The sequence below is a fragment of the Xanthomonas hyacinthi genome, assembly GCF_009769165.1.
Taxonomy (GTDB): domain Bacteria; phylum Pseudomonadota; class Gammaproteobacteria; order Xanthomonadales; family Xanthomonadaceae; genus Xanthomonas_A; species Xanthomonas_A hyacinthi.
Genome location: NZ_CP043476.1, coordinates 4804027 through 4823881, shown reverse-complemented (window position 1 = coordinate 4823881; position 19855 = coordinate 4804027). Strand labels below are relative to the sequence as shown.

14 protein-coding genes are annotated in these 19855 nt (G+C 70.0%); 8 read left to right on the top strand and 6 right to left on the bottom strand.

What is annotated here, in order from left to right; genetic code table 11:
• The first annotated feature begins 14 nt into the window (after nucleotides 1-14).
• From FZ025_RS21135 to FZ025_RS21120, 4 genes are all read left to right on the top strand, one after another.
• The gene (locus FZ025_RS21135) at nucleotides 15-3164 is read left to right on the top strand and encodes an efflux RND transporter permease subunit (RefSeq protein ID WP_104558291.1); all 3150 of its coding nucleotides are present in this window, start codon (nucleotides 15-17) and stop codon (nucleotides 3162-3164) included.
• A gap of 1 nt (nucleotide 3165) precedes the next feature.
• Nucleotides 3166-4632 (top strand): AdeC/AdeK/OprM family multidrug efflux complex outer membrane factor, encoded by a 1467-nt coding sequence (gene adeC / locus FZ025_RS21130; protein ID WP_046980082.1) that lies wholly within the window; start codon nucleotides 3166-3168, stop codon nucleotides 4630-4632.
• 14 nt (nucleotides 4633-4646) lie between these two features.
• Nucleotides 4647-5372 (top strand): TetR/AcrR family transcriptional regulator, encoded by a 726-nt coding sequence (locus FZ025_RS21125; protein ID WP_104558331.1) that lies wholly within the window; start codon nucleotides 4647-4649, stop codon nucleotides 5370-5372.
• 104 nt (nucleotides 5373-5476) lie between these two features.
• On the top strand, nucleotides 5477-6628 hold the full coding sequence (locus FZ025_RS21120; protein WP_046980083.1) for a winged helix-turn-helix domain-containing protein: 1152 nt from the start codon (nucleotides 5477-5479) through the stop codon (nucleotides 6626-6628).
• A gap of 109 nt (nucleotides 6629-6737) precedes the next feature.
• Here the strand turns inward: FZ025_RS21120 and FZ025_RS21115 are convergent, their stop codons facing one another.
• Nucleotides 6738-7559: an alpha/beta fold hydrolase gene (locus FZ025_RS21115; protein WP_046980089.1), complete on the bottom strand. Its 822-nt coding sequence runs from the start codon at nucleotides 7557-7559 to the stop codon at nucleotides 6738-6740.
• A 364-nt stretch (nucleotides 7560-7923) separates the two neighbouring features.
• On the opposite strand from FZ025_RS21115, the gene FZ025_RS21110 reads away from it, so the two are divergent.
• Nucleotides 7924-8997, top strand: a complete 1074-nt coding sequence (locus FZ025_RS21110; RefSeq protein WP_104558290.1) for an XdhC family protein — start codon at nucleotides 7924-7926, stop codon at nucleotides 8995-8997.
• Nucleotides 8994-9599, top strand: a complete 606-nt coding sequence (locus FZ025_RS21105) for a nucleotidyltransferase family protein (protein ID WP_046980084.1) — start codon at nucleotides 8994-8996, stop codon at nucleotides 9597-9599. The genes FZ025_RS21110 and FZ025_RS21105 overlap by 4 nt, the downstream gene beginning before the upstream one ends.
• Nucleotides 9600-9674: 75 nt before the next feature.
• Here the strand turns inward: FZ025_RS21105 and FZ025_RS21100 are convergent, their stop codons facing one another.
• The 5 genes from FZ025_RS21100 to FZ025_RS21080 form a co-directional block, all read right to left on the bottom strand.
• The gene (locus FZ025_RS21100; RefSeq protein ID WP_104558289.1) at nucleotides 9675-11870 is read right to left on the bottom strand and encodes a xanthine dehydrogenase family protein molybdopterin-binding subunit; all 2196 of its coding nucleotides are present in this window, start codon (nucleotides 11868-11870) and stop codon (nucleotides 9675-9677) included.
• Between the two features lie 22 nt (nucleotides 11871-11892).
• Complete coding sequence (locus FZ025_RS21095; RefSeq protein ID WP_046980086.1) at nucleotides 11893-12894, bottom strand: FAD binding domain-containing protein; 1002 nt, start codon at nucleotides 12892-12894, stop codon at nucleotides 11893-11895.
• Nucleotides 12881-13714 (bottom strand): 2Fe-2S iron-sulfur cluster-binding protein, encoded by an 834-nt coding sequence (locus FZ025_RS21090; protein WP_104558288.1) that lies wholly within the window; start codon nucleotides 13712-13714, stop codon nucleotides 12881-12883. Before FZ025_RS21090 ends, FZ025_RS21095 begins: the two co-directional genes overlap by 14 nt.
• Before the next feature lie 354 nt (nucleotides 13715-14068).
• Nucleotides 14069-16459 (bottom strand): TonB-dependent receptor, encoded by a 2391-nt coding sequence (locus FZ025_RS21085; protein WP_046981889.1) that lies wholly within the window; start codon nucleotides 16457-16459, stop codon nucleotides 14069-14071.
• A 450-nt stretch (nucleotides 16460-16909) separates the two neighbouring features.
• The gene (locus FZ025_RS21080) at nucleotides 16910-18973 is read right to left on the bottom strand and encodes a TonB-dependent receptor (protein ID WP_104558287.1); all 2064 of its coding nucleotides are present in this window, start codon (nucleotides 18971-18973) and stop codon (nucleotides 16910-16912) included.
• A 161-nt stretch (nucleotides 18974-19134) separates the two neighbouring features.
• On the opposite strand from FZ025_RS21080, the gene FZ025_RS21075 reads away from it, so the two are divergent.
• Both FZ025_RS21075 and FZ025_RS21070 read left to right on the top strand, forming a co-directional pair.
• Nucleotides 19135-19548: a MerC domain-containing protein gene (locus tag FZ025_RS21075; protein ID WP_104558330.1), complete on the top strand. Its 414-nt coding sequence runs from the start codon at nucleotides 19135-19137 to the stop codon at nucleotides 19546-19548.
• Nucleotides 19549-19658: 110 nt separating this feature from the next.
• Nucleotides 19659-19844 (top strand): 30S ribosomal protein THX, encoded by a 186-nt coding sequence (locus tag FZ025_RS21070; protein WP_104558286.1) that lies wholly within the window; start codon nucleotides 19659-19661, stop codon nucleotides 19842-19844.
• Nucleotides 19845-19855: the final 11 nt, after the last annotated feature.

Below are 19855 nucleotides of genomic sequence, written 5' to 3'. Positions count from 1 at the left end.
GGCGCTAGACCGTCATGGCACGTTTCTTCATCGATCGTCCGATCTTCGCCTGGGTGCTGGCCATCATCGTGATGCTGGCCGGCATCCTCTCCGTCGTCACCTTGCCCATCGCGCAATACCCGAGCATCGCGCCGCCCGCCGTGGCGATCACCGCCAACTATCCCGGCGCCTCGGCCAAGACCCTCGAGGACACCGTCACCCAGGTCATCGAGCAGAAGATGAAGGGCCTGGACCACCTGAGCTACATGGCCTCCACCAGCGAGTCCAGCGGCCAGGTCACCATCACCCTGACCTTCGACAACGGCACCGACCCGGACACCGCGCAGGTGCAGGTGCAGAACAAGCTGTCGCTGGCCACGCCATTGCTGCCGCAGGAAGTGCAGCAGCAGGGCGTGACCGTGACCAAGTCGGCGACCAACTTCCTCAACGTGCTGGCGTTCACTTCCGAAGACGGCAGCATGAGCGATTCGGACCTGTCCGACTACGTTGCGGCCAACGTGCAGGAAACGATCAGCCGCGTCGAGGGCGTCGGCGACACCACCCTGTTCGGTTCGCAGTATTCGATGCGGATCTGGCTGGACCCCAACAAGCTGAGCAACTTCAGCCTGACCCCGCTGGACGTGAAGACCGCGGTCCAGGCGCAGAACGCGCAGGTCTCGGCCGGCCAGCTCGGCGCGCTGCCGGCCGCCGCCAACCAGCAGCTCAACGCCACCATCACCGCGCAGACGCGGCTGAAGACCGCCGCGGAGTTCGAGGACATTCTGCTGCGCACGCAGTCCGATGGCTCGCAGGTGCGGTTGCGCGACGTGGCCCGGATCGAGCTGGGCAGCGAGAGCTACAACAGCGTCGGCCGCTACAACGGCAAGCCCGCCGCCGGCCTGGCGATCAAGCTCGCCACCGGCGCCAACGCGCTGGACACGGTGAAGGCGATCGACGCCAGCATCGCCGAGCAGGAGAAGTTCTTCCCGCCCGGCATGAAGGTGCAAAAGCCGTACGACACCACGCCGTTCGTGCGCATCTCGATCGAAGAGGTGGTGCGCACCTTGATCGAGGCGGTGGTGCTGGTGTTCCTGGTGATGTACCTGTTCCTGCAGAACTTCCGCGCCACGCTGATCCCGACCATCGCCGTGCCGGTGGTGCTGCTGGGCACCTTCGGCGTGCTGGCCGTGTTCGGCTTCACCATCAACACGCTGACCATGTTCGCGATGGTGCTGGCGATCGGCCTGCTGGTGGACGACGCGATCGTGGTGGTGGAGAACGTCGAGCGGGTGATGAACGAGGAGCGGTTGCCGCCCAAGGAGGCCACGCGCAAGTCGATGGGCCAGATCACCGGCGCGCTGGTCGGCGTGGCCCTGGTGCTGGCGGCGGTGTTCGTGCCGATGGCGTTCTTCGGCGGCTCCACCGGGGTGATCTACCGGCAGTTCTCGATCACCATCGTGGCGGCGATGACCCTGTCGGTGCTGGTGGCGATGGTGCTGACCCCGGCGCTGTGCGCCACCTTGCTCAAGCCGGCCAAGCAGCACGGCATGGCCACGACCGGTTTCTTCGGCTGGTTCAACCGCATGTTCGATCGCGGCAACGGCCGCTACCAGGGCATCGTGCGGCACATGCTGGGCAAGGGCTGGCGCTACATGCTGGCCTACGCGGTGGTGCTGGCGCTGGTGGTGGTCGGCTTCATGAAGCTGCCGGTCGGGTTCCTGCCGGACGAGGACCAGGGCACGCTGTTCGTGCTGATGCAGTTGCCGCCGGGCGCCACTGCGGCGCGCACCGATGCGGTGATCCGCCAGGTCGAGCAGCATTTCCTGGTCGAGCAGAAGGACTCGGTGGCCGGCGTGTTCGCTGTGTCCGGCTTCAGTTTCGCCGGCAGCGGGCAGAACCTGGGCCTGGCCTTCGTCAAGCTGCGGCCGTGGGACGAGCGCACCGGCAAGGGCCAGAGCGTGACCGCGGTGGCGGCCAGGGCGGGCGCGTTCTTCGCCGCCATCCGCGACGCCAAGGTGTTCGCGTTCGCGCCGCCGGCGGTGTCGGAACTGGGCAACGCCACCGGCTTCGACTTGATGCTGCAGGATCGCGCCAATCTCGGCCACGCCGCGCTGATGCAGGCGCGCAACCAGTTGCTGGCCGAGCTGTCGCAGGACAAGCGGCTGGTGGCGGTGCGCCCGAACGGGCAGGAGGACACGCCCGAGTTCAAGCTGGACATCGATGCGCACAAGGCCGAAACGCTCGGCCTGTCGATCGCCGACATCAACGGCACGTTCTCCAGCGCCTGGGGCAGCACCTACGTCAACGACTTCATCGACAAGGGCCGGGTCAAGAAGGTGATGCTGCAGGCCGATGCGCCGTACCGCATGCTGCCGGACGACATCGACCGCTGGTACGTGCGCAACAGCGCCGGCACCATGGTTGCGTTCAGTTCCTTCGCCAAGGCCAGCTGGACCAACGGTTCGCCGCGGCTGGAGCGCTACAACAGCGTGCCGTCGGTGGAGATCCTGGGCATGGCGCTGCCGGGTGCGGCCTCCAGCGGGCAGGCGCTGGCCATCGTCGAGGCCGCGGCAGCCAAGCTGCCGCCGGGCATCGGCTTCGAGTGGACCGGGCTGTCGCGGCAGGAGAAGGCGTCCAGCGGCCAGACCGGCATGCTGTACGGGCTGTCGATCCTGATCGTGTTCCTGTGTCTTGCCGCCCTGTACGAGAGCTGGGCGATTCCGTTCGCGGTGATCCTGGTGGTGCCGCTGGGCGTGTTCGGCGCGCTGCTCGGTGCGGTGCTGACCTGGAAGATGAACGATGTGTACTTCCAGGTCGGTCTGCTGACCACGATCGGTCTGGCCTGCAAGAACGCGATCCTGATCGTGGAGTTCGCCCGCGAACTGCACGAGAGCGGCAAGAGCCTGCTGGAGGCGGCGCTGGAAGCGGCGCGCATGCGCCTGCGGCCGATCCTGATGACCTCGATGGCGTTCATCCTCGGCGTGATGCCGATGGTGCTGGGCAGCGGCGCCGGTGCCGGCGCGCAGCACGCGCTGGGCACCGCGGTGATCGGCGGCATGCTGTCGGGCACGATCCTGGCGATCTTCTTCGTGCCGCTGTTCTTCGTGCTGGTGTGCGGCCTGTTCAAGCGCCGTGCCGGCAACCCCGACGACCCGTCCGCCGCGCGCGTCGCGGAAGGAGCCTGACATGTCCCGTCCGACCCTCGCGCCGCTGGCGCTGACCGTGTCCGCACTGCTCGCCGGCTGCAGCCTGATGCCGGCTTACGAGCGCCCGGCGGCGCCGGTGCCGGCGCAGTTCGACGGCGCCGCTGCCGACACCGGCGCGCAGACCGGCGCCGTCGCCGTCGCCGACATCGGCTGGCGCGCGGTGTTCACCGATCCCAAGCTGCAGCAGGTGATCGCGCTGGCGCTGGACAATAACCGCGACCTGCGCGTGGCCGCGCTCAACATCGACCAGGCCTGGGCGCAGTACCGGGTGCAGCGCGCCGACCTGGCGCCGAGCCTGGACCTGGGCGGCAGCGGCAGCGGCTCGCGCACCCCGGGCGACCTGTCCGGCACCGGGCAACCGCTGGTCGCGCATAGCTACAGCGCCACGCTCGGCATCAGCGCCTACGAACTGGACCTGTTCGGCCGCATACGCAGTCTCAAGGAACAGGCGCTGCAGCAGTTCCTGTCCACCACCGAGGCGCAGCGCAGCACCCACATCAGCCTGATCGCGCAGGTCGCCACCGCCTACCTGACCCTGGCCGCCGACCAGGATCTGCTGCGCCTGGCGCAGGACACGCTGACCAGCCAGAGCGAGAGCTACCGGCTGCAGCAGCGCAGTTTCGAACTCGGCGCGGCCTCGGCGCTGACCCTGCGGCAGGCGCAGACCACGGTGGAAAGCGCGCGGGTGGACGTAGAGAGCTATACGGCGCAGGTGGCGCAGGACCGCAATGCGCTGCGCCTGCTGGCCGGCACCGACGTGCCGGCCGCGCTGCTGCCGACCGCGCTGCCGGACAGCGCCAGCGCCGACGCCAACGTGTTGGCCAGCATTCCGGCCGGATTGCCGTCGGAACTGCTGCAGCGCCGCCCGGACATCCTGGAGGCCGAGCGCACCCTGCAGGCGGCGAACGCCAATATCGGCGCCGCGCGCGCCGCGTTCTATCCGAGCATCAGCCTGACCGCCTCGGCCGGCAGCGCCAGCGCCGGCCTGTCCGGCCTGTTCAAGGGCGGCTCCGGCAGCTGGAGCTTCGCGCCCAGCATTTCGCTGCCGATCTTCGACGGCGGCCGCAACCGCGCCAATCTCGATGTCGCCAAGGTGCAGCGCGACATCGACGTGGCCAACTACGAGAAGGCGATCCAGACCGCGTTCCGCGAGGTCTCCGATGCGCTCGCCGAGCGCGCCACGCTGGGCCGCCAGCTGCAGGCGCAGCAGGCGCTGGTGGATGCGTCGGCCGACAGCTACCGGCTGTCGCAGGCGCGCTTCGAGCGCGGCGTGGACAGCTACCTCGGCGCGTTGGATGCGCAGCGCACGCTGTACAGCGCCGAGCAGACGTTGATCAACACGCGGCTGTCGCGCTTCACCAACCTGGCGACCTTCTACAAGGCGCTGGGCGGCGGCTGGGTGGAGATGGCCGCGTCCGCGGACGCGACGGCCTCGACGGGGCGCTAGCGGTGCCGCGGCAGATGCCTGCGCCCGCACGGGCGCGGCGGCGCGGCGAGCCGGGCGCGACGTGCGAAAAGCACGCCGCGGTCCTGGGTGCGGCGCGGCAGCTGTTTTCCCGCAACGGCTTCGACAGCACCAACATGGATGCCATCGCCACCTGCGCGGGCGTGTCCAAGGCCACGGTGTATGCCCATTTCGCCAGCAAGGACGCGCTGTTCCGGGCCACCGTGGACGCGATGGTCGGCGAGGTGCCGGATCGCTGGGAGGCGCTGCTCGGCGTGCACGCGCCGCTGCAGGCGCGGCTGGCGGCGGTGGCCCACGACATCGTGGCGATGGCGACCGGACCGCTGCTGACCGGCATCCACCGCATGTTGGCGCTGTCCACGCAGTTCTCCGTGCGCCACACCGAGACGTACTGGGACCTGTGCTTCGCGCGCTACGATCGCGCCATGCGCCAGTGTCTGCTCGTCGAAACCCGGCAGGGCACGCTGGCGGTGTCCGACGCGATGCAGGCGTCGGCGCAGTTCTTCGGCTTGATCGCCGGCGCGCCGGCGCTGCACGCGCTGCTGATCGGCGAGCCGTTCGCGCCGCCGCCGGCGGCGGCCAGCGTGGACAGCGCCGTGGCGTTGTTCGTGCGCGGCTATCGGCCGGGTACAGCGTCCGCGGCCGACACCGCCACGCCACCGGCCAAGCGCCGGCGCGGCGCGCGAACGCTGGCGGGCGCCACGCACGGAATGCCAGGCTGACCGGCGCCGCGCTCGGCGCCAGGCCGGCGTCGCGCGTCGCGTCGCGTCTTTTGGGGGCGTTGCTATGCTGTGCGTCGCCTTGCGCTTGCCGGAGTGCCGCAGCGATGCCGAAACCCCCTGCCGCCGCCGTCCCGATCGCCGCCGCGCGGGCGCGCGCGCTGTGGCTCGATGCGCAGCGGCTGAGCACGCCGGCGCCGTTCGGCGCGGGCGCCGACGCGGTGCGGCGCGCGACCGCGCATCTGGGCTACGTGCAGATCGACACCATCCACGTGATCGAGCGCAGCCACCACCACGTGCTGTACAGCCGCATCCCCGGGTATCGCAAGCAGGACCTGGAACAGGCGCAGGCGCAGGACAAGTCGGTGTTCGAATACTGGACGCATGCGCTGGCCTATGTGCCGATCGCCGACTACCGCATGTACGTGGCGCAGATGGCGCGCTACCGCGCGCAGGCAGACGCCGCGGGCAAGATCGATCCGGCCGATTACGCCAGGCTGCTGCGGCGCATCCGCAACGACGGGCCATTGTCGATCCGCGACATCGACGACGACGTACTGGTCGAGAAGACCCATCCGTGGGGTAGCCGCAAGCCGTCGCGCGCGGCATTGCGCTACGGCTTCTTCAGCGGCGACCTGGTGGTCGCCCAGCGCAGCGGCATGCTCAAGACCTACGAGCTGGCCGCGCGCCACTTCGGCTGGACCCGGCGCCCGCGTGCGGCCAGCGACGCGCAGTTCGCGCAGTACCTGCTGCAGCGCGCGCTGCGCGCGCAGGGCATCGTCGGCGTGGACTCGATCTGCTACGGCAACGCTGGCGCCAAGCCCGCGGTGCGCGCGCTGATCGCCGCCGCGGTCGCCGCCAGGCGCCTGGTTCCGGTGCAGTTGCAGGGACAGGAGCAGGCCGCGCTGTGGGCCGAGCCGGCGCTGCTGGAACACGCGCCGCCGCTGCCGGACGATGCCCTCGCGCAGCTACTGTCGCCGTTCGACCCACTGCTGATCCAGCGCAAGCGGCTGCAGCAGTTCTTCGGCTACGAACACCGCTTCGAGGCCTACGTGCCGGCGCCGCAGCGGGTGCTCGGCTACTTCGCGCTGCCGGTGCTGGTCGGCGACCGCATCGTCGCCGCGCTGGACCTGAAGATGGACCGCCAGGCCGGCAGGCTGCTGATCCAGAAATGGACCTGGCTGCTGCCGCAGCGGCCTGCGCTGCAGTTGGCGATCGATGCGGCGCTGCAGCGCTTCGAGCGCTTTCATCTGCAATAGCGCTGGTGCAGTGGCGCTGCGCGCGGCCAGCGCGCAGCGGCGGACGCGGTTCGCCGTCGCCACGCGATGGCCGGCGCAGACGCGGCGCGCGCCTGCGCCGGCAAGCGGATCAGGCCTTGAAGAAGGCCAGCAGGTCCTGGTTGATCTCGTCGGGGTGGGTGGTGCACATGCCGTGCGGGTAGCCCTTGTAGACCTTCAGCGTGGCGTGCCTGACCAGCTTGGCCGACAGCAGCGCCGAGTCGGCGATCGGCACGATCTGGTCGTCGTCGCCGTGCAGGATCAGCACCGGCACCTCGATCTGCTTCAGGTCCTCGCTGAAGTCGGTTTCCGAGAACGCCTCGATGCAGTCGTAGTGGGCCTTGGCGCCGCCCATCATGCCCTGCCGCCACCAGTTGTCCTTGATGCCTTGCGACACCTTGGCACCGTCGCGGTTGTAGCCGTAGAACGGCACCGGCACCTCCTGGTAGAACTGCGCGCGGTTGGCCGCGAGCTGCGCGCGGAAGCCGTCGAACACCTCCATCGGCAGGCCGCCCGGGTTGTGCTCGGTCTTGCGCATGATCGGCGGCACCGCGCCGATCAGCACCGCCTTGGCCACGCGGCCGGCGCCGTGCCTGGCGACATAGCGCGCCACTTCGCCGCCGCCGGTGGAATGGCCGACGTGGATGGCGTGCTTCAGGTCCAGGTGCCTGGCCAGCGCGGCCACGTCGGCGGCGTAGGTGTCCATGTCGTTGCCGGTCGCGGTCTGCGTGGAACGGCCGTGGCCGCGGCGGTCGTGGGCGATGACGCGGTAGCCCTGGGCGAGGAAGAACAGCATCTGCGCGTCCCAGTCGTCGGCGCTGAGCGGCCAGCCGTGATGGAACACGATGGGTTGGCCGTTGCCCCAGTCCTTGTAGAAAATTTCGGTTCCGTCTTGCGTGGCGATGTGTGGCATGGCTGTGTCCTGAAAGGCGTGCGGGCTGGCCGCAGGCGTGGGGGAAGGGCCGCTTCGGGCCGCTGCGGCGATGCCCGCCAGGGGCAGGGCGCTCAACGCGGTGGCGCCGAGCAGCAGGCGCCGCCGCATCGGATCGGCGCTGTCGGTGTGCGTCGTGTGAGCGTCCATTGCAGTTCCTGCGTCGAAAGCAGCGGTGCAGATGATGCGCGGCGCGGCGCACTGCCGATTGCATAATCCTGCTGGTTTGCCGCGCCGCGCCGCGAGCATGCGCGGGCGCGCCGTTGCGCTTTCGTCGCGGCCAGGTCACCTGCTCACCACAGGCCGCTGCTTAGGCTGTGAGTCCCTCTCCAGCCTGTGCCGCCGCATGTCCGCTGCCAGACACTGTCTCCACGAGGCCATCGTTGCCTGCCGGCAGCGCGCACCTGCCGTGCTGGCGGTGCCGATGGACACGGAAGGCTCCACCTATGCGCGTGCCGGTGCGCTCGCGCTGTTCGGCGCCGACGGCGCGCAGCAGGGCTGGCTCAGCGGCGGTTGCCTGGAGCCGGAGATCGCGCGTTGCGCGGCGGCGGCGGCCGCGGCCAACGCGCTGGCGTGGATGGACATCGACACGCGCGACGATGAGGACCTGCTGTCCGGGTCGGCGGTGGGCTGCCGTGGTCGCCTGCGCCTGGCCTTGCTGCCCTTGCGCGCCTTGCCCGGGTTCGAGCGCCTGGCGCAGGCCTGGCTGCAGCGGCGCGGCGGCCTGGCCCTGGCGCTGCAGGCCGACGGGCGCGTCGCGGCGGCGGTGGCCGGCGAGGCGCTGCAGTGGCGCCTGCCGTGCCAGGCCTGGCACGGCGCCGCGGCGCGCAGCGGCGCCGTGCAGGTGCCGCCGCCGCCGCGGGTCAGCGTGTTCGGCGCAGGCCCGGAAACCGCCGTGCTGCTGCCGCTGCTGCGGCAGTTGGGCTGGATGACCACGCTGGTGGAACAGCGTCCGCGCTGGGCGGCGCAGGCCGTGCTGGCCGACCAGGCCCTGGCCTGCACGCCGAGCCGTGCGCTGGCCGAGTGCGCCGACAGCGAGGCGGCGCTGGTGATGCACCATCACTTCGAACTGGACCGCGAGGCGCTGGATGCGCTGGCGGCGAGCACGATCCCGTTCCTGGGCCTGCTGGGGCCGACGCGCCGGCGCGAGGACCTGTTCCGCCTGTTGCGCCCGCAGCAGCACGCGCAACTGCTGCCGCGGCTGCATTCGCCGATCGGGCTGCGGCTCGGCGGCAGCGGCGCGGAGGCGATCGCGCTGAGCATCGCCGCGCAATTGCAGGGCATCCGCGACGTGCAGCAAGCCAGCGCCATCCCGGAACCGAACCGGTGCAGCGTGACCCGCTTGCATGGCGGCGATGCCGCAGCGGCTGCGCTGGCGCCGTTGCGCGCCGACAGCGGCGCACGCGGTGCGGCGCGATGAGCCACGCGCATGCCGCGCTGGTGCTCGCCGCCGGCGCCAGCCGCCGCCTCGGCCAGGCCAAGCAGGCGCTGACCCGCGACGGCGAGCCGTTGCTGCGCCGCGCCGCGCGGCTGGCGCTGGCGGCGTCGCCGGTACGCTGCGTGGTGGCGTTGGGCGCGCAGGCCGAAGCGCTGCGCCCGCTGCTGGACGGCCTGCCGGTGGAAATCGCGATCAATCCGGACTGGGCCAGCGGCATGGGCGGCAGCCTGGCCTGCCTGCGCACGGCGCTGCATGACGATGCGTCGATCACCCACAGCCTGGTGCTCGGCTGCGACCAGCCGGCGCTGGACGCGGCGCACCTGCAGGATCTGCTGGCGGCGGCCTACCGCGCCGCGTCCGGCTGCGCGGTCAGCGCCTACGCCGGCGTGCGCGGCATGCCGGCGGTGGTGGCGCAGGCGTGCTGGCGCGAGCTGCCCCTGCGCGGCGACCAGGGCCTGCGCGGGTTGTTCGATGCGATGGTGCTGGACAGCCTGGGCTGCATCGTCGCCCCGGCGCTGGCATTGGATCTGGATACGCCGCAGGACGTGCTGGCCGCGGTGGAACGCGGCTGGCTGGATCCGTAGCAGCCAGCGCACGCAACCGAACACCGCGCATGCCTGCGCGCGGCGCACCGATGCACAGCGCAGGGACTGCGAAGCTCAGCCGATCAGCTTGTCCGGGGTGATCGGCAGGTCGCGGATGCGCCTGCCGGTGGCATGGAACACGGCGTTGGCGATCGCCGCTGGAATGCCGACCATGCCCAGCTCGCCCATGCCCTTGACCCCGAGCGGGTTGACGATGGTGTCGTCCTCCTCGACGAACATGGTCTCGATCAGGTGCACGTCGGCGTTGACCGGCACGTGGTAGTCGGCCAGCGAGGCGTTGAGCATGCGCCCGTAGCGATGGTCGACCTCGGTGCCTTCGCTGAGCGCCATGCCGATGCCCATCACCACGCCGCCGATCTCCTGGCTGTGCGAGGTCAGCGGATTGATGATCCTGCCGCAGGCGGTGGCCTCGATGACCCGGGTCACCTGCACCATGCCGGTGTCCGGATCGACCTTGACCTCGATGAACTGCGCGCCGTGCGCGGCGGTGGCGTAGTTCTTGCGCTCGGCCGAGGGCTTGGAGGCGTGCACCACGTCCAGTTCCTGCAGACCGTGCTGGCGCATCAGCTCGGCCACGTCCAGGCCGGCCTCGGGCTTGCCGGTCGGGCGCAGTTGGCCGTCGGCCAGTTCCACCGCATCCACGTCCAGCCCGGCGAACGCGGCTTGCCCGTCCTGCCTGGCCAGGTCCAGCAGCTTGCCGCGGATCTCGCGCGCCGCGCCGTGGATCGCGCTGCCGACGCTGGCGGTGGTCCACGAGCCGCCCTGCGACGGCGCCTTCGGCAGGCGCGTGTCGCCGAGTTCGAACTGCACGCGCCTGGCGTCCAGGCCCAGGTACTCGGCGGCGATCAGGGTCATCACCGTGTAGGTGCCGGGGCCGATGTCGGCGGTGGCGCTGCCGACCGTGGCGCTGCCGTCGGCCTTGAGCACCACCCGCGCCAGCGCCGGCATCTGCATCGCCGCCCAGGTGCCGGTGGCCATGCCCCAGCCGACCAGCAGGCGGCCGTCGCGCATCGAGCGCGGCTCGGGCGTGCGCTTGCTCCAACCGAAGGTGTCGGCAGCGAGCCGGTAGCATTCGCGCAGCGCCTTGCTCGAGAACGGCTTGCCGGTCTCCGGATCGGTCTCGGCGTAGTTGGCCAGGCGCAGCTGCAGCGGGTCCATCTTCAGCGCGTAGGCCAGTTCGTCCAGCGCGCATTCGATGCCGAACATCTGGCTGATGGTGCCGGGCGCGCGCATCGCCTGCGGCGTCGGCAGGTCCGCTTCCACCACCTCGAAGCGGTCCTCGACGTTGGCGCAGGCGTATAGCGAGCGCGCGTTGCGGAAGATGGCCTCGTTGAACGCCTCGATGCGTGAGGTGTTGAGCACGTGCCGGTAGCGGATCGCCTGCAGCGTGCCGGCGGCGTCGGCGCCCAGGCCCAGTTCCACCCGGTAGTAGGGGCGGTAGCCATGGCCGCTGAACATCTGCCGGCGGGTGTAGACGATCTTGACCGGGCGCCCGACCGCCTTGGACACCGCGCCGAGCAGGAAGGTGTAGTAGTTCGGGCGCAGGCACGAGCCGAATGCGCCGCCGACGAACAGCGACACCACGTTGACCTGCTCGGGCGGGAGGCCGAAGTAACCGGCCAGCTGCTCGCGGTCCTGGTGCACGTTCTGGCTCTTGTTGACCACGGTCAGGGTGTCGCCGATCCAGTAGCCGATGCCGCCGTGCGGTTCCATCGGGTTGTGGTGCTCGATCGGCATCGTGTACGCGGCTTCCACCTTGACCGGTGCGGCGGCGAACGCGGCGGCCGGGTTGCCGCGCGGCTTCGGCGATTCCTCCGGGGTCGGATCGTGCGCCTGGCCGAGCAACGCATCGAAATCGGTGTGCGCGGTTTCGGCGGCGTAGTCCACCTGGATCAGCCGCGACGCATGCCGCGCCTGCTCGAACGTGGCGGCGACCACCACCGCGATCGGCTGCGCGCTGAAATGGATGCGCTCGTCGAGCAACGCGCGGAACGACAGGTCTTCGCCCTTCTTCTTGACCGCGTCGGACACCGGCTTGACCGAATTCAGATGGGTCAGCACCTTGATCACCCCGGGCGCGGCCTCGGCGGCGCGGGTGTCGATGCGCACGATGCGGCCCTTGGCGATGGTGCTGGTGAGGATGTAGCCGTGGGCCAGGTGCGGGATCTGGAATTCCGCCGCATAGCGCGCCTTGCCGGTGACCTTGGCGTAGCCGTCGACGCGGCGCATTTCCTTGCCGATGTAGTTCATTGCGGGTTCTCCGGTTCGGTGCTCACGCGGCGTCGCTGCCGCTGGCGCGGTGCAGGGCGCGGATCATCGCGTGCGTGCCCATCGGCAGCTTGTAGGCGTTGTGCGCCAACGGGCGCGCGGCGGCCATCTCCGCTTGCGCGGCGGCGGCGAAGGCGGCTTCGCCGACGCGCTGGCCGAGCAGCGCGCGTTCGGCGGCATGCGCGCGCCACGGCTTGTGCGCCACCCCGCCCATGGCGATGCGCGCCTCGCGGATGCGCCCGTCCGGTTCCAGCGCCAGCGCTGCGGCCACCGAGATCAGCGCGAACGCGTAGCTGGCGCGGTCGCGTACCTTCAGATAGTGGCTGTGCGCGGCGAAACGCTGCGCCGGCAGGGTGATCGACTCGATCAGCTCGCCGTGCGCCAACTGGTTGTCCAGGTCGGCGCGGGCAGCGGGCAGCAAGTGGAACGCGGCGAAGGGAATCTCGCGGCGCGTACCGGCCGGCGTGCGCACCTGCACGGTCGCATCCAGCGCGGCCAGGGCCACGCACATGTCCGACGGATGCACCGCCACGCAGTGTTCGCTGTGGCCGAAGATCGCATGGGTGCGGTTGAGTCCTTCGCGCGCGCCGCAGCCGCTGCCGGGATTGCGCTTGTTGCAGGGCAGGGCGGTGTCGTAGAAATAGCCGCAACGGGTGCGCTGCAGCAGGTTGCCGCCGTTGGTCGCCATGTTGCGCAACTGCATCGTCGCCCCGGCCAGGATCGCCTGGCTCAGCAGCGGATAGCGCTGGCGCACCAGCGGGTGGTTGGCGGTGTGGGTGTTGTTGGCCAGCGCGCCCAGGCGCAGGCCGCCGTCGGCGGTTTCGGCGATCTCGGCCAGGCCCTTGAGCCGGGTCAGATCGACGATCTCGTCGGCGCCGGTCACCCCTTCCTTCATCAGGTCGAGCAGGTTGGTGCCGCCGCCGAGGAAGCGCGCGTTCGGGTTGGCGGCGACGCGGCGCACCGCGTCCTCCGGCGAGCTGGCGCGCTGGTAGTCAAACGGCGTCATCGGCCACCTCCTTCGCCAGCGTCAGCGCGGTCAACTCGGACTGGTCGACGTAGCGCCAGGTCAGCGGCCGCGGCGCACCGCCGCTGTGCACGTCCTGGATCGCGGCGACGATCTTCGGATAGGCACCGCAGCGGCAGAGGTTGCCGCTCATGCGTTCGCGCACTTCCGCGTCGTTGAGTTCGGTGACTGGCTGACTGACGTCGGCGCTGACGTGGCTGGCGTCGCCGCGCTTGATCTCGTTGAGCAGCGCCACCGCCGAGCAGATCTGCCCGGGCGTGCAATAGCCGCACTGGAAGCCGTCGTGCTGCACGAACGCGGCCTGCATCGGATGCAGCCGTTCGCCGTCGGCCAGGCCTTCGATGGTGGTGATCTGCGCGTCCTCGGCCTGCGCCGCCAGGGTCAGGCAGGCCAGGCGCCGCTCGCCGTCGACGATCACCGTGCAGGCGCCGCACTGGCCGTGGTCGCAGCCCTTCTTGGTGCCGGTCAGCGCCAGGTGCTCGCGCAGCGCGTCCAGCAGCGTGGTGCGTGGATCCAGTTGCAAGGCGTGGCGCTGGCCGTTGACCTGCAGCACCACCGGCATCGCGTTCTGCGGCGTCGCCGTGCTGGCGGCCGGCGCGGCGAAGGCGGCGTCGCTGAAGACGATCTGCCCGCCCGCGCTGCTCAGGCCGGCGGCCGACAGCAGGGCGAGGAATTCGCGCCGCGACAGGCCGTTGATGCCGAGCCTGCGCGCGAGCGCGGCCTCGTCGTCGCTGAGCCCGGCATCGCGCGGCGCATCGGCGGTGCGGGGCGCGGCGGGGGAAGGGTGGGGATCGTGCTGCATCGGTCTCTCCTGCCTGGGGACCGCCGCATCGTTGCGCTGGCGCAAGCGAACAGGGACGGTACGACCTGGGTCGCGGTACCGCCATCGCGGCACCGGTGCACGGGCGCGCATCGGCGCCCGGGTCCGAGCATTGCAGCGGCGTCGCGAAGAGATTGCGAAGGGAGGGTGGCGGTGCGGTGATGTAGCCGGGATTGGGGATTGGGGATTGGGGATTTTCGCAAGGGTGCAGGATTTTGCTTTTCTGTAGGAGCAACTTCAGCCGCGACAGGCTCTATGGATAGAGCCTGTCGCGGCTGAAGCCGCTCCTACAACAGCGTGACTGTTGCGAGTACCCGCGCTGGAAACGTGCAGGCGCTACCAGCGGTACGCCACCGACACCTGGTATTGGCGGCCGGCGATCGGGCGGCCCATGAACACCCCGCCGGTGGCAGCGCCGGGCACGCGCACGTTGCCCTCGGTCAGGCCCAGCTCGTCGGTCACGTTGCTGCCGCTGGCGGTGACCTCCCAGTGTTCGCCGGCATGCAGGCTGGCGCCGACGTCGAGCATGTCGTAGGACGGCAGGCGCTGGCTGTTGGCCAGGTCGGCGTAGCGCTCGCCGATGTAGGAGTAGGTGGCGAACACGCGCAGGTCGCCGAACGGCAGCATCCAGTAATAGCTCGGGGTCAGCCGGAACTGGCGCTTGGGCTGGCGCATCACCTGGTTGCCGGTGTACTCGCGGTAGTTGCGGTACTTGGCGTCCAGCCACACCCCGGTGCCGGCCAGCTCGAAGCCGCCGAACGGACGGATCGCGCCTTCCACTTCCAGCCCGTAGGCGCGCGAATCGCCGACCGTGGTGAAGTTGCTGCCGTCGGCCAGGAAGGCCTGGAACGGCGAGTTCTTGAAGGTGTTGTAGAACGCGGTCAGGTACAGGTCGTAGGCGGCTGCAGCGGACTTCAATCCCAGTTCGTACTGGTCGATGTCCTGCACCTTGGTCTGCCCGTCGCGCAGGTTGTCGAAGCCGGGGAACTTGACCCCGGAATTGACCCGCGCGAACAGGCTGTTGTGCGCATCGAGCTTGAAGTTCAGGCCGGCGGTCCACGACAGCGCGTCGTCGTCCTGGTCGATGCGCCTGGCGCTCGGCAGCGAGATCGAGGTGGCGTTGTCGTACAGCGTGGCCGGATCGCCGTCCAGGTCCACGGTGTCGGTGTCGTGCACGGTGCCGGTGACGCGCTGGCGCTCGTAGCGCGCGCCCAGGTCCAGGCGCAGGCGTTCGTCCAGTTCCCATTCGTCGGCGACGAACACGGCGGTGTTCTCGCCGTCGTAGTGCGCGCGCAGGGCGAGGAACGCGGTGCTGGTGAAGCCGTCGCGGGTCGGTTGGCGGCCGTCGTCCAGGCTGACGTCGATGCGCCGCGCATGGTTCTGCGCGGTCAGCAGCATGCTGTTGCCCAGGTACCAGGTGTCGTTGGAGGAATACCTGGCGTAGTAGCTGCCCACCGTGAGCGTGTTGCCGGCGAACAGTTCGCGGCTCAGGCGCAGGTCGTTGGTGAAGGCGTTCAGGCGCTTGTCCACCGACCACCAACCGGCTTCCAGCACCTGCTGGTCCGGATCGACCGCGCCGCCGCCGTTGGTATAGCTGGCGCTGCCGGTGCTGCCGTAGCCGGCGATGAAATCGCCCAGGCGCTGCGGCGCATCGCCGGTGAACAACGCATAGGTCGGCGCGGTGCCGCCCATCACGCTGAAGCGGTCGGCGATGGTCCAGTCGCGCGCCTGCCAGTTCAGTTCGCCGCCGAACACGTCGATGTTGACCCCGCGGCCGTCGGCCAGGTCGCGCTGCACGGTCTCGCCGTTCGGCCCGACCGGCAGGGTGACGTTGCGGAAGTCGTTGCTGAGCAGGGTGCCGGTCTGCGCGTTGAGGCCGGGGAAGCTGGACAGGTCGCTGCCGTTGTTGCGCGAGCGCAGCGGGATCGCGGTGTAGAAGGCGTTGTTGTCGTCGGTGTGGCGCGCATAGAAGGACAGGTCGCCGCTGTCCCAGCGCTTGCTCAGGGTGGCGCTGAACTGGCCGCCCTTGTCGGCGGAGAATTGCGGGTCGCGCACGCCGTCGGTCTCGCGGAAGAAACCGCCGATGCTGTAGTACCAGCCGTTGCCCATCGGCCCGCTGTCGAACAGGTCGATGCGGCGCAGCGCGTCGCTGCCGCCGGTCAGGCGCACGCTGCCTTCCGGCTCGTCCTGGCCTTGCTTCTGGATGAAGTTGGCGGTGATGCCGGCCTGGCCGTTGGAGAAGATCGGGCTGGAGCCGCCGCGCAGCACTTCCAGGCGCTCGATCGTGTCGTCGGTGCGGAACAGCGTGGAGTTTTCCAGGAACGACAGCGTCGGCGGCGGGAACAGCGGCGAGCCGTCGAGCTGGAAGGTGACGAACGGCGCATCGCCTTCCGAAGGCATGCCGCGCACGAAAATGTTGGCGCCGGTGCCGCCGCCGCTGGGCTCGGCCCATACGCCGGGCACGATCTTCAGCAGGTCGGCGCTGCTCTGCGGCACCGCCTGCTGGATCTGTTCGGGCGTGGCGGTGGTGATCGAGAAACTGGCGTCGCGCTTGCGCAGGCCCTTGAAGCGCGCGGTGCCGCTGACCACCACGGTATCCAGGGTGGTGGCGTCGGATTGCGCGGCAGGCGTGGTGGGTGCATCGGCAGTCTGCGCCAGCGCCGGCGGCGCGAGCAGGACGGCGGCAACGGACAGCGGCAGCAGGCCGAGGGGCAGGGCAGGTTTCATGAAGAATCTCTCCTTTCTTCATCCGGAACGGTGCGCCGGCGTCGAGTGCGCACATGCGCTGCACGTGCTCGCTGCAGCGGCCGGCACAGCGCAACGCAGGGGGCATCGCGCCGCGCTCTTTGTAACGCCGTTGTGCGGCCAGGCTGTTGTGCAGCGCGGTAGAGGCACTGCTTGCGTGATGGGCTGCGCAGGCCGGTCGCCAGCGCTGCGCGTCGTCCGGCGTGCCGTGCGCAGCGCGACGCCGCGTTGTGTGCGACGCCAGGTGGCCTCGGGCCATCGGTCGCGACGGGCCCTGCCGCTGCCGCATGGCGCAGCCGATCGCGCCACCGTGCAGGGGTTGCATGCTTTCGAGATGTGCGCACCCGCGTGCTTGCGTCTTCCTGCGCCGCCAAAAATTAAAGAGGCCGCCCGAAGGCGGCCTCCACTGACGACGCGTGGGAGGGAACCGCGTCAGAAGAACAGGCGCACGCCGAACGCCGCGTTGCGGCCGGGAAGCATCACCTCGTCCTTCAGGAACGAGGTATGCACGCGCGCGTCCTGGTCGGTCAGGTTGTTGCCGTCCAGGAACACTTCCCAGGCGGTGGCGCCGGCGTCGACGTGATAGGCCAGGTGCGCATCGACCATGGTGTAGCCGTCGGTCGGGGTCTCGTCGACCGCGACCTTGTCCTGCTTCTGGTAGCGGGTGGCGCCGAGCGAGGCGCGCCAGTGGCTCGCATCCCAGCGCAGTTGCGCGCCGTAACGCGCCGGCGCGATGCGCGGCAGGTTGCCGCCATCCTTGAGCCGCGCGCGCACGCTGTCGCCGAACACGCGCAGGTCCCAGGCGCCGCTGTCGTTGTCGGCCAGGTGGAAGGTGGCCTCGCCCTCGAAACCATGGAAGATCGCGTCGGCCTGGGTCCACTGGCGGATCGGCAGGAAGTCGTTGTCCTCTTCGTGGAACCACTGCGCGCCGGTATCGACGAGGTAGATGAAATCGTCGTAGCGGTTGTAGTACGCCGCCACCTTGGCATCCACCCAGGCGTTCTTGAAGTTCAGCCCCAGCTCGGCCTGGTTGGCCTTCTCCGGCTTGAGGTCGGCATCGCCGATCTCGTAGGCGAGGGTGGCGATGTGCGGGCCGTCGGCGAACAGTTCCTCCTCGGCCGGCGCGCGCTCGGCGTGGTCCAGGTTGGCGGTCAGGCGCCACTGCTCGTTGAAGCGGAAGCCGCCGCTGAGCGAGAAGCTCTTCGGGGTGAAGTCGCGGTCCACGCCGGTGTCGGTCTCGTACTTGACCTTGTCCACGCGCGCGCCGACCTCGGCGGTGACGCGTTCCCAGTTGTTGCGGGCCACGGCGAACACGCCGATGGCGCGGGTGTCGGTCTTCGGCACGAACGCCTCTTCGCCGATCGCCTGGAAGGTGGAGTCGCTGCCCTGCACGCCGAACGCGGTCTGCCAGCCGCCGCCGACGCTGAAGGAGGCTTCGACGCGGCCTTCGTTGGCGCGCTTGTCGAACACCGTGCCCACGTCCTCGCCCTCGAACTCGGTGTGGCTGTAGGCGGTGTGGCCGACGCTGTAGCGCAGCGCGCTGCCGTCGCCCCACGGATCGGTCAGCCCGCCCTTGAGCTCGTAGCGGTCCTGGTGCATGCGCAGCGACACGCCGCGCTCGCCGGCAGCCGGGTCGCCGGGTTCGCCCGGATTGCCGTAGTTGTCGCGGAAGCGCGAGGCCGACACGCCGACGAAGCCCCAGTCGCCGGCCAGCGAGGCGCCGATCGAGCCGACCTTGGAGTCGAGGAAGGAATTGGCCTGGCGCCCCTGCGGGGTGTCGTAGTCGTTCTGGTTGCGGTATACGCCGTCGGCGTGGATCGACAGGCCGCTGCCGTTGCCGGCATCGACCCGGAACATGTCGGTGTTGCCGTCCTTGTCGCCGCCGTCGAAGCGCACTTCGGCGCGGCCGTGCACGCCGTCCACCGGGGTCTCGGCGATGCGCCCGTCGACCACGTTGACCACGCCGCCGATCGCGCCGGAACCGTATAGCAGCGTGGACGGCCCCTTCAGCACTTCGATCTGGTCGGCCAGGAACGATTCCACCGCCGGCGAATGGTCCTGGCTGACGGTGGACACGTCCTGGGTGGACAGGCCGTCGCTGAGCACCGCCACGCGCGGGCCGTCCAGGCCGCGGATGATCGGCCGGCCGACGCCGGGGCCGAAGTTGGAACTCTGCACGCCGGGCAGGCTGGCCACGGTCTCGCCGATGCTGGCGCCACGGTTTTCGTCCAGGCGTTCACCGGCCAGCACCTCCACCGGTTGGCTCAGGTTGCCGGCAGCGTCGCGCAGCGGACTGGCGGTGACCACCACCGCGTCCATGTCCTTCACGTGGCGGTCCTGCTTGCGGCCGTCGCCGTGGCGGCTGTCGCTGGCCGGCGGGGTGGCGTCGGTGCCGGCGGGCGCATCGGCGGCCAGCGCCAGGACCGGACTGAGCAGGCCGCCCAGCGCCAGGGACAGGGTGCTGCGACGGAGCAAGCGGGAGCGGGAGGAGGACATGGGCATACCGGTAGGAGGGAGAAGCTTCGCCAGGCAAACACAGGCGCTCGCTTCGCCGCGCAGGGCGGCGACAGGCACGGAGTAGGGCGCGCGACGGCGCTGGTCGTCGGCCGGGTAATGTTATATTATTCTATAACGCAATCACCACTGTGCTGGAAGCCATGACCCCCATCTCCGATCTGCGCGCATTGCTCGACCGCCTCGGCGCCACCGGTTCGCTGCTGTGCGCGGTGCATTGCGCGCTGCTGCCGCTGGCGCTGGCCTTGCTGCCGTCGCTGGGCCTGTCGGTGTGGCTGGGCGATGGCGTGGAACGCGCGCTGGTGCTGTTCGTAACCTGCCTGGGCCTGTTCAGCCTGGTCCTCGGCTACCGCCGGCACCGCGCCTGGCAGGCGCTGGGCCTGCTGCTGCTGGGCCTGTTGTCGTTGTGGGCCGGCATGCTGGTGCCGGCGCTGCACCATGCGGTGGCCCCGCACGCGGCGATCATGACCTTCGGCGGCACCCTGGTCGGGCTGGCCCATCTGCTCAATCTGCGTCTCAACCATGGTCACGTGCACGACGCCAGCTGCGCCCACTGAGCGCACGTGGTAGGCTTGCCGCCCTTGCGCGAGGGCGCTGACCGCGTTGGCCTCGCCAAACCCGTGCACCGCGCGGGGATTTTCGCACACACATTCAGGAGTCGATGAGCATGGGTAAGGGTGACCGCAAGACCGCCAAGGGCAAGCGCTACAACGCCAGCTATGGCAATTCGCGTTCGCACAGCGAGAGCAAGGTAGCCGTGGGCGCAGCGTCGCCGGTCACCAAGAAGTCGGTGGTCAAGGCCCCGGCGGCGAAGAAGGCCGTGGCCAAGAAGACGGTCGCCAAGGCCGGCTGAGCCTCGGCTCC

Coding starts and splice junctions, on each gene's coding strand:
- FZ025_RS21105 (WP_046980084.1), top strand. CDS start 8,994: ATGAGCCACGCGCATGCCGCGCTGGTGCTCGCCGCCGGCGCCAGCCGC.
- FZ025_RS21125 (WP_104558331.1), top strand. CDS start 4,647: ATGCCTGCGCCCGCACGGGCGCGGCGGCGCGGCGAGCCGGGCGCGACG.
- FZ025_RS21075 (WP_104558330.1), top strand. CDS start 19,135: ATGACCCCCATCTCCGATCTGCGCGCATTGCTCGACCGCCTCGGCGCC.
- FZ025_RS21120 (WP_046980083.1), top strand. CDS start 5,477: ATGCCGAAACCCCCTGCCGCCGCCGTCCCGATCGCCGCCGCGCGGGCG.
- FZ025_RS21135 (WP_104558291.1), top strand. CDS start 15: ATGGCACGTTTCTTCATCGATCGTCCGATCTTCGCCTGGGTGCTGGCC.
- FZ025_RS21100 (WP_104558289.1), bottom strand. CDS start 11,870: ATGAACTACATCGGCAAGGAAATGCGCCGCGTCGACGGCTACGCCAAG.
- FZ025_RS21090 (WP_104558288.1), bottom strand. CDS start 13,714: ATGCAGCACGATCCCCACCCTTCCCCCGCCGCGCCCCGCACCGCCGAT.
- FZ025_RS21080 (WP_104558287.1), bottom strand. CDS start 18,973: ATGTCCTCCTCCCGCTCCCGCTTGCTCCGTCGCAGCACCCTGTCCCTG.
- FZ025_RS21115 (WP_046980089.1), bottom strand. CDS start 7,559: ATGCCACACATCGCCACGCAAGACGGAACCGAAATTTTCTACAAGGAC.
- FZ025_RS21110 (WP_104558290.1), top strand. CDS start 7,924: ATGTCCGCTGCCAGACACTGTCTCCACGAGGCCATCGTTGCCTGCCGG.
- FZ025_RS21070 (WP_104558286.1), top strand. CDS start 19,659: ATGGGTAAGGGTGACCGCAAGACCGCCAAGGGCAAGCGCTACAACGCC.
- FZ025_RS21095 (WP_046980086.1), bottom strand. CDS start 12,894: ATGACGCCGTTTGACTACCAGCGCGCCAGCTCGCCGGAGGACGCGGTG.
- FZ025_RS21085 (WP_046981889.1), bottom strand. CDS start 16,459: ATGAAACCTGCCCTGCCCCTCGGCCTGCTGCCGCTGTCCGTTGCCGCC.
- adeC (WP_046980082.1), top strand. CDS start 3,166: ATGTCCCGTCCGACCCTCGCGCCGCTGGCGCTGACCGTGTCCGCACTG.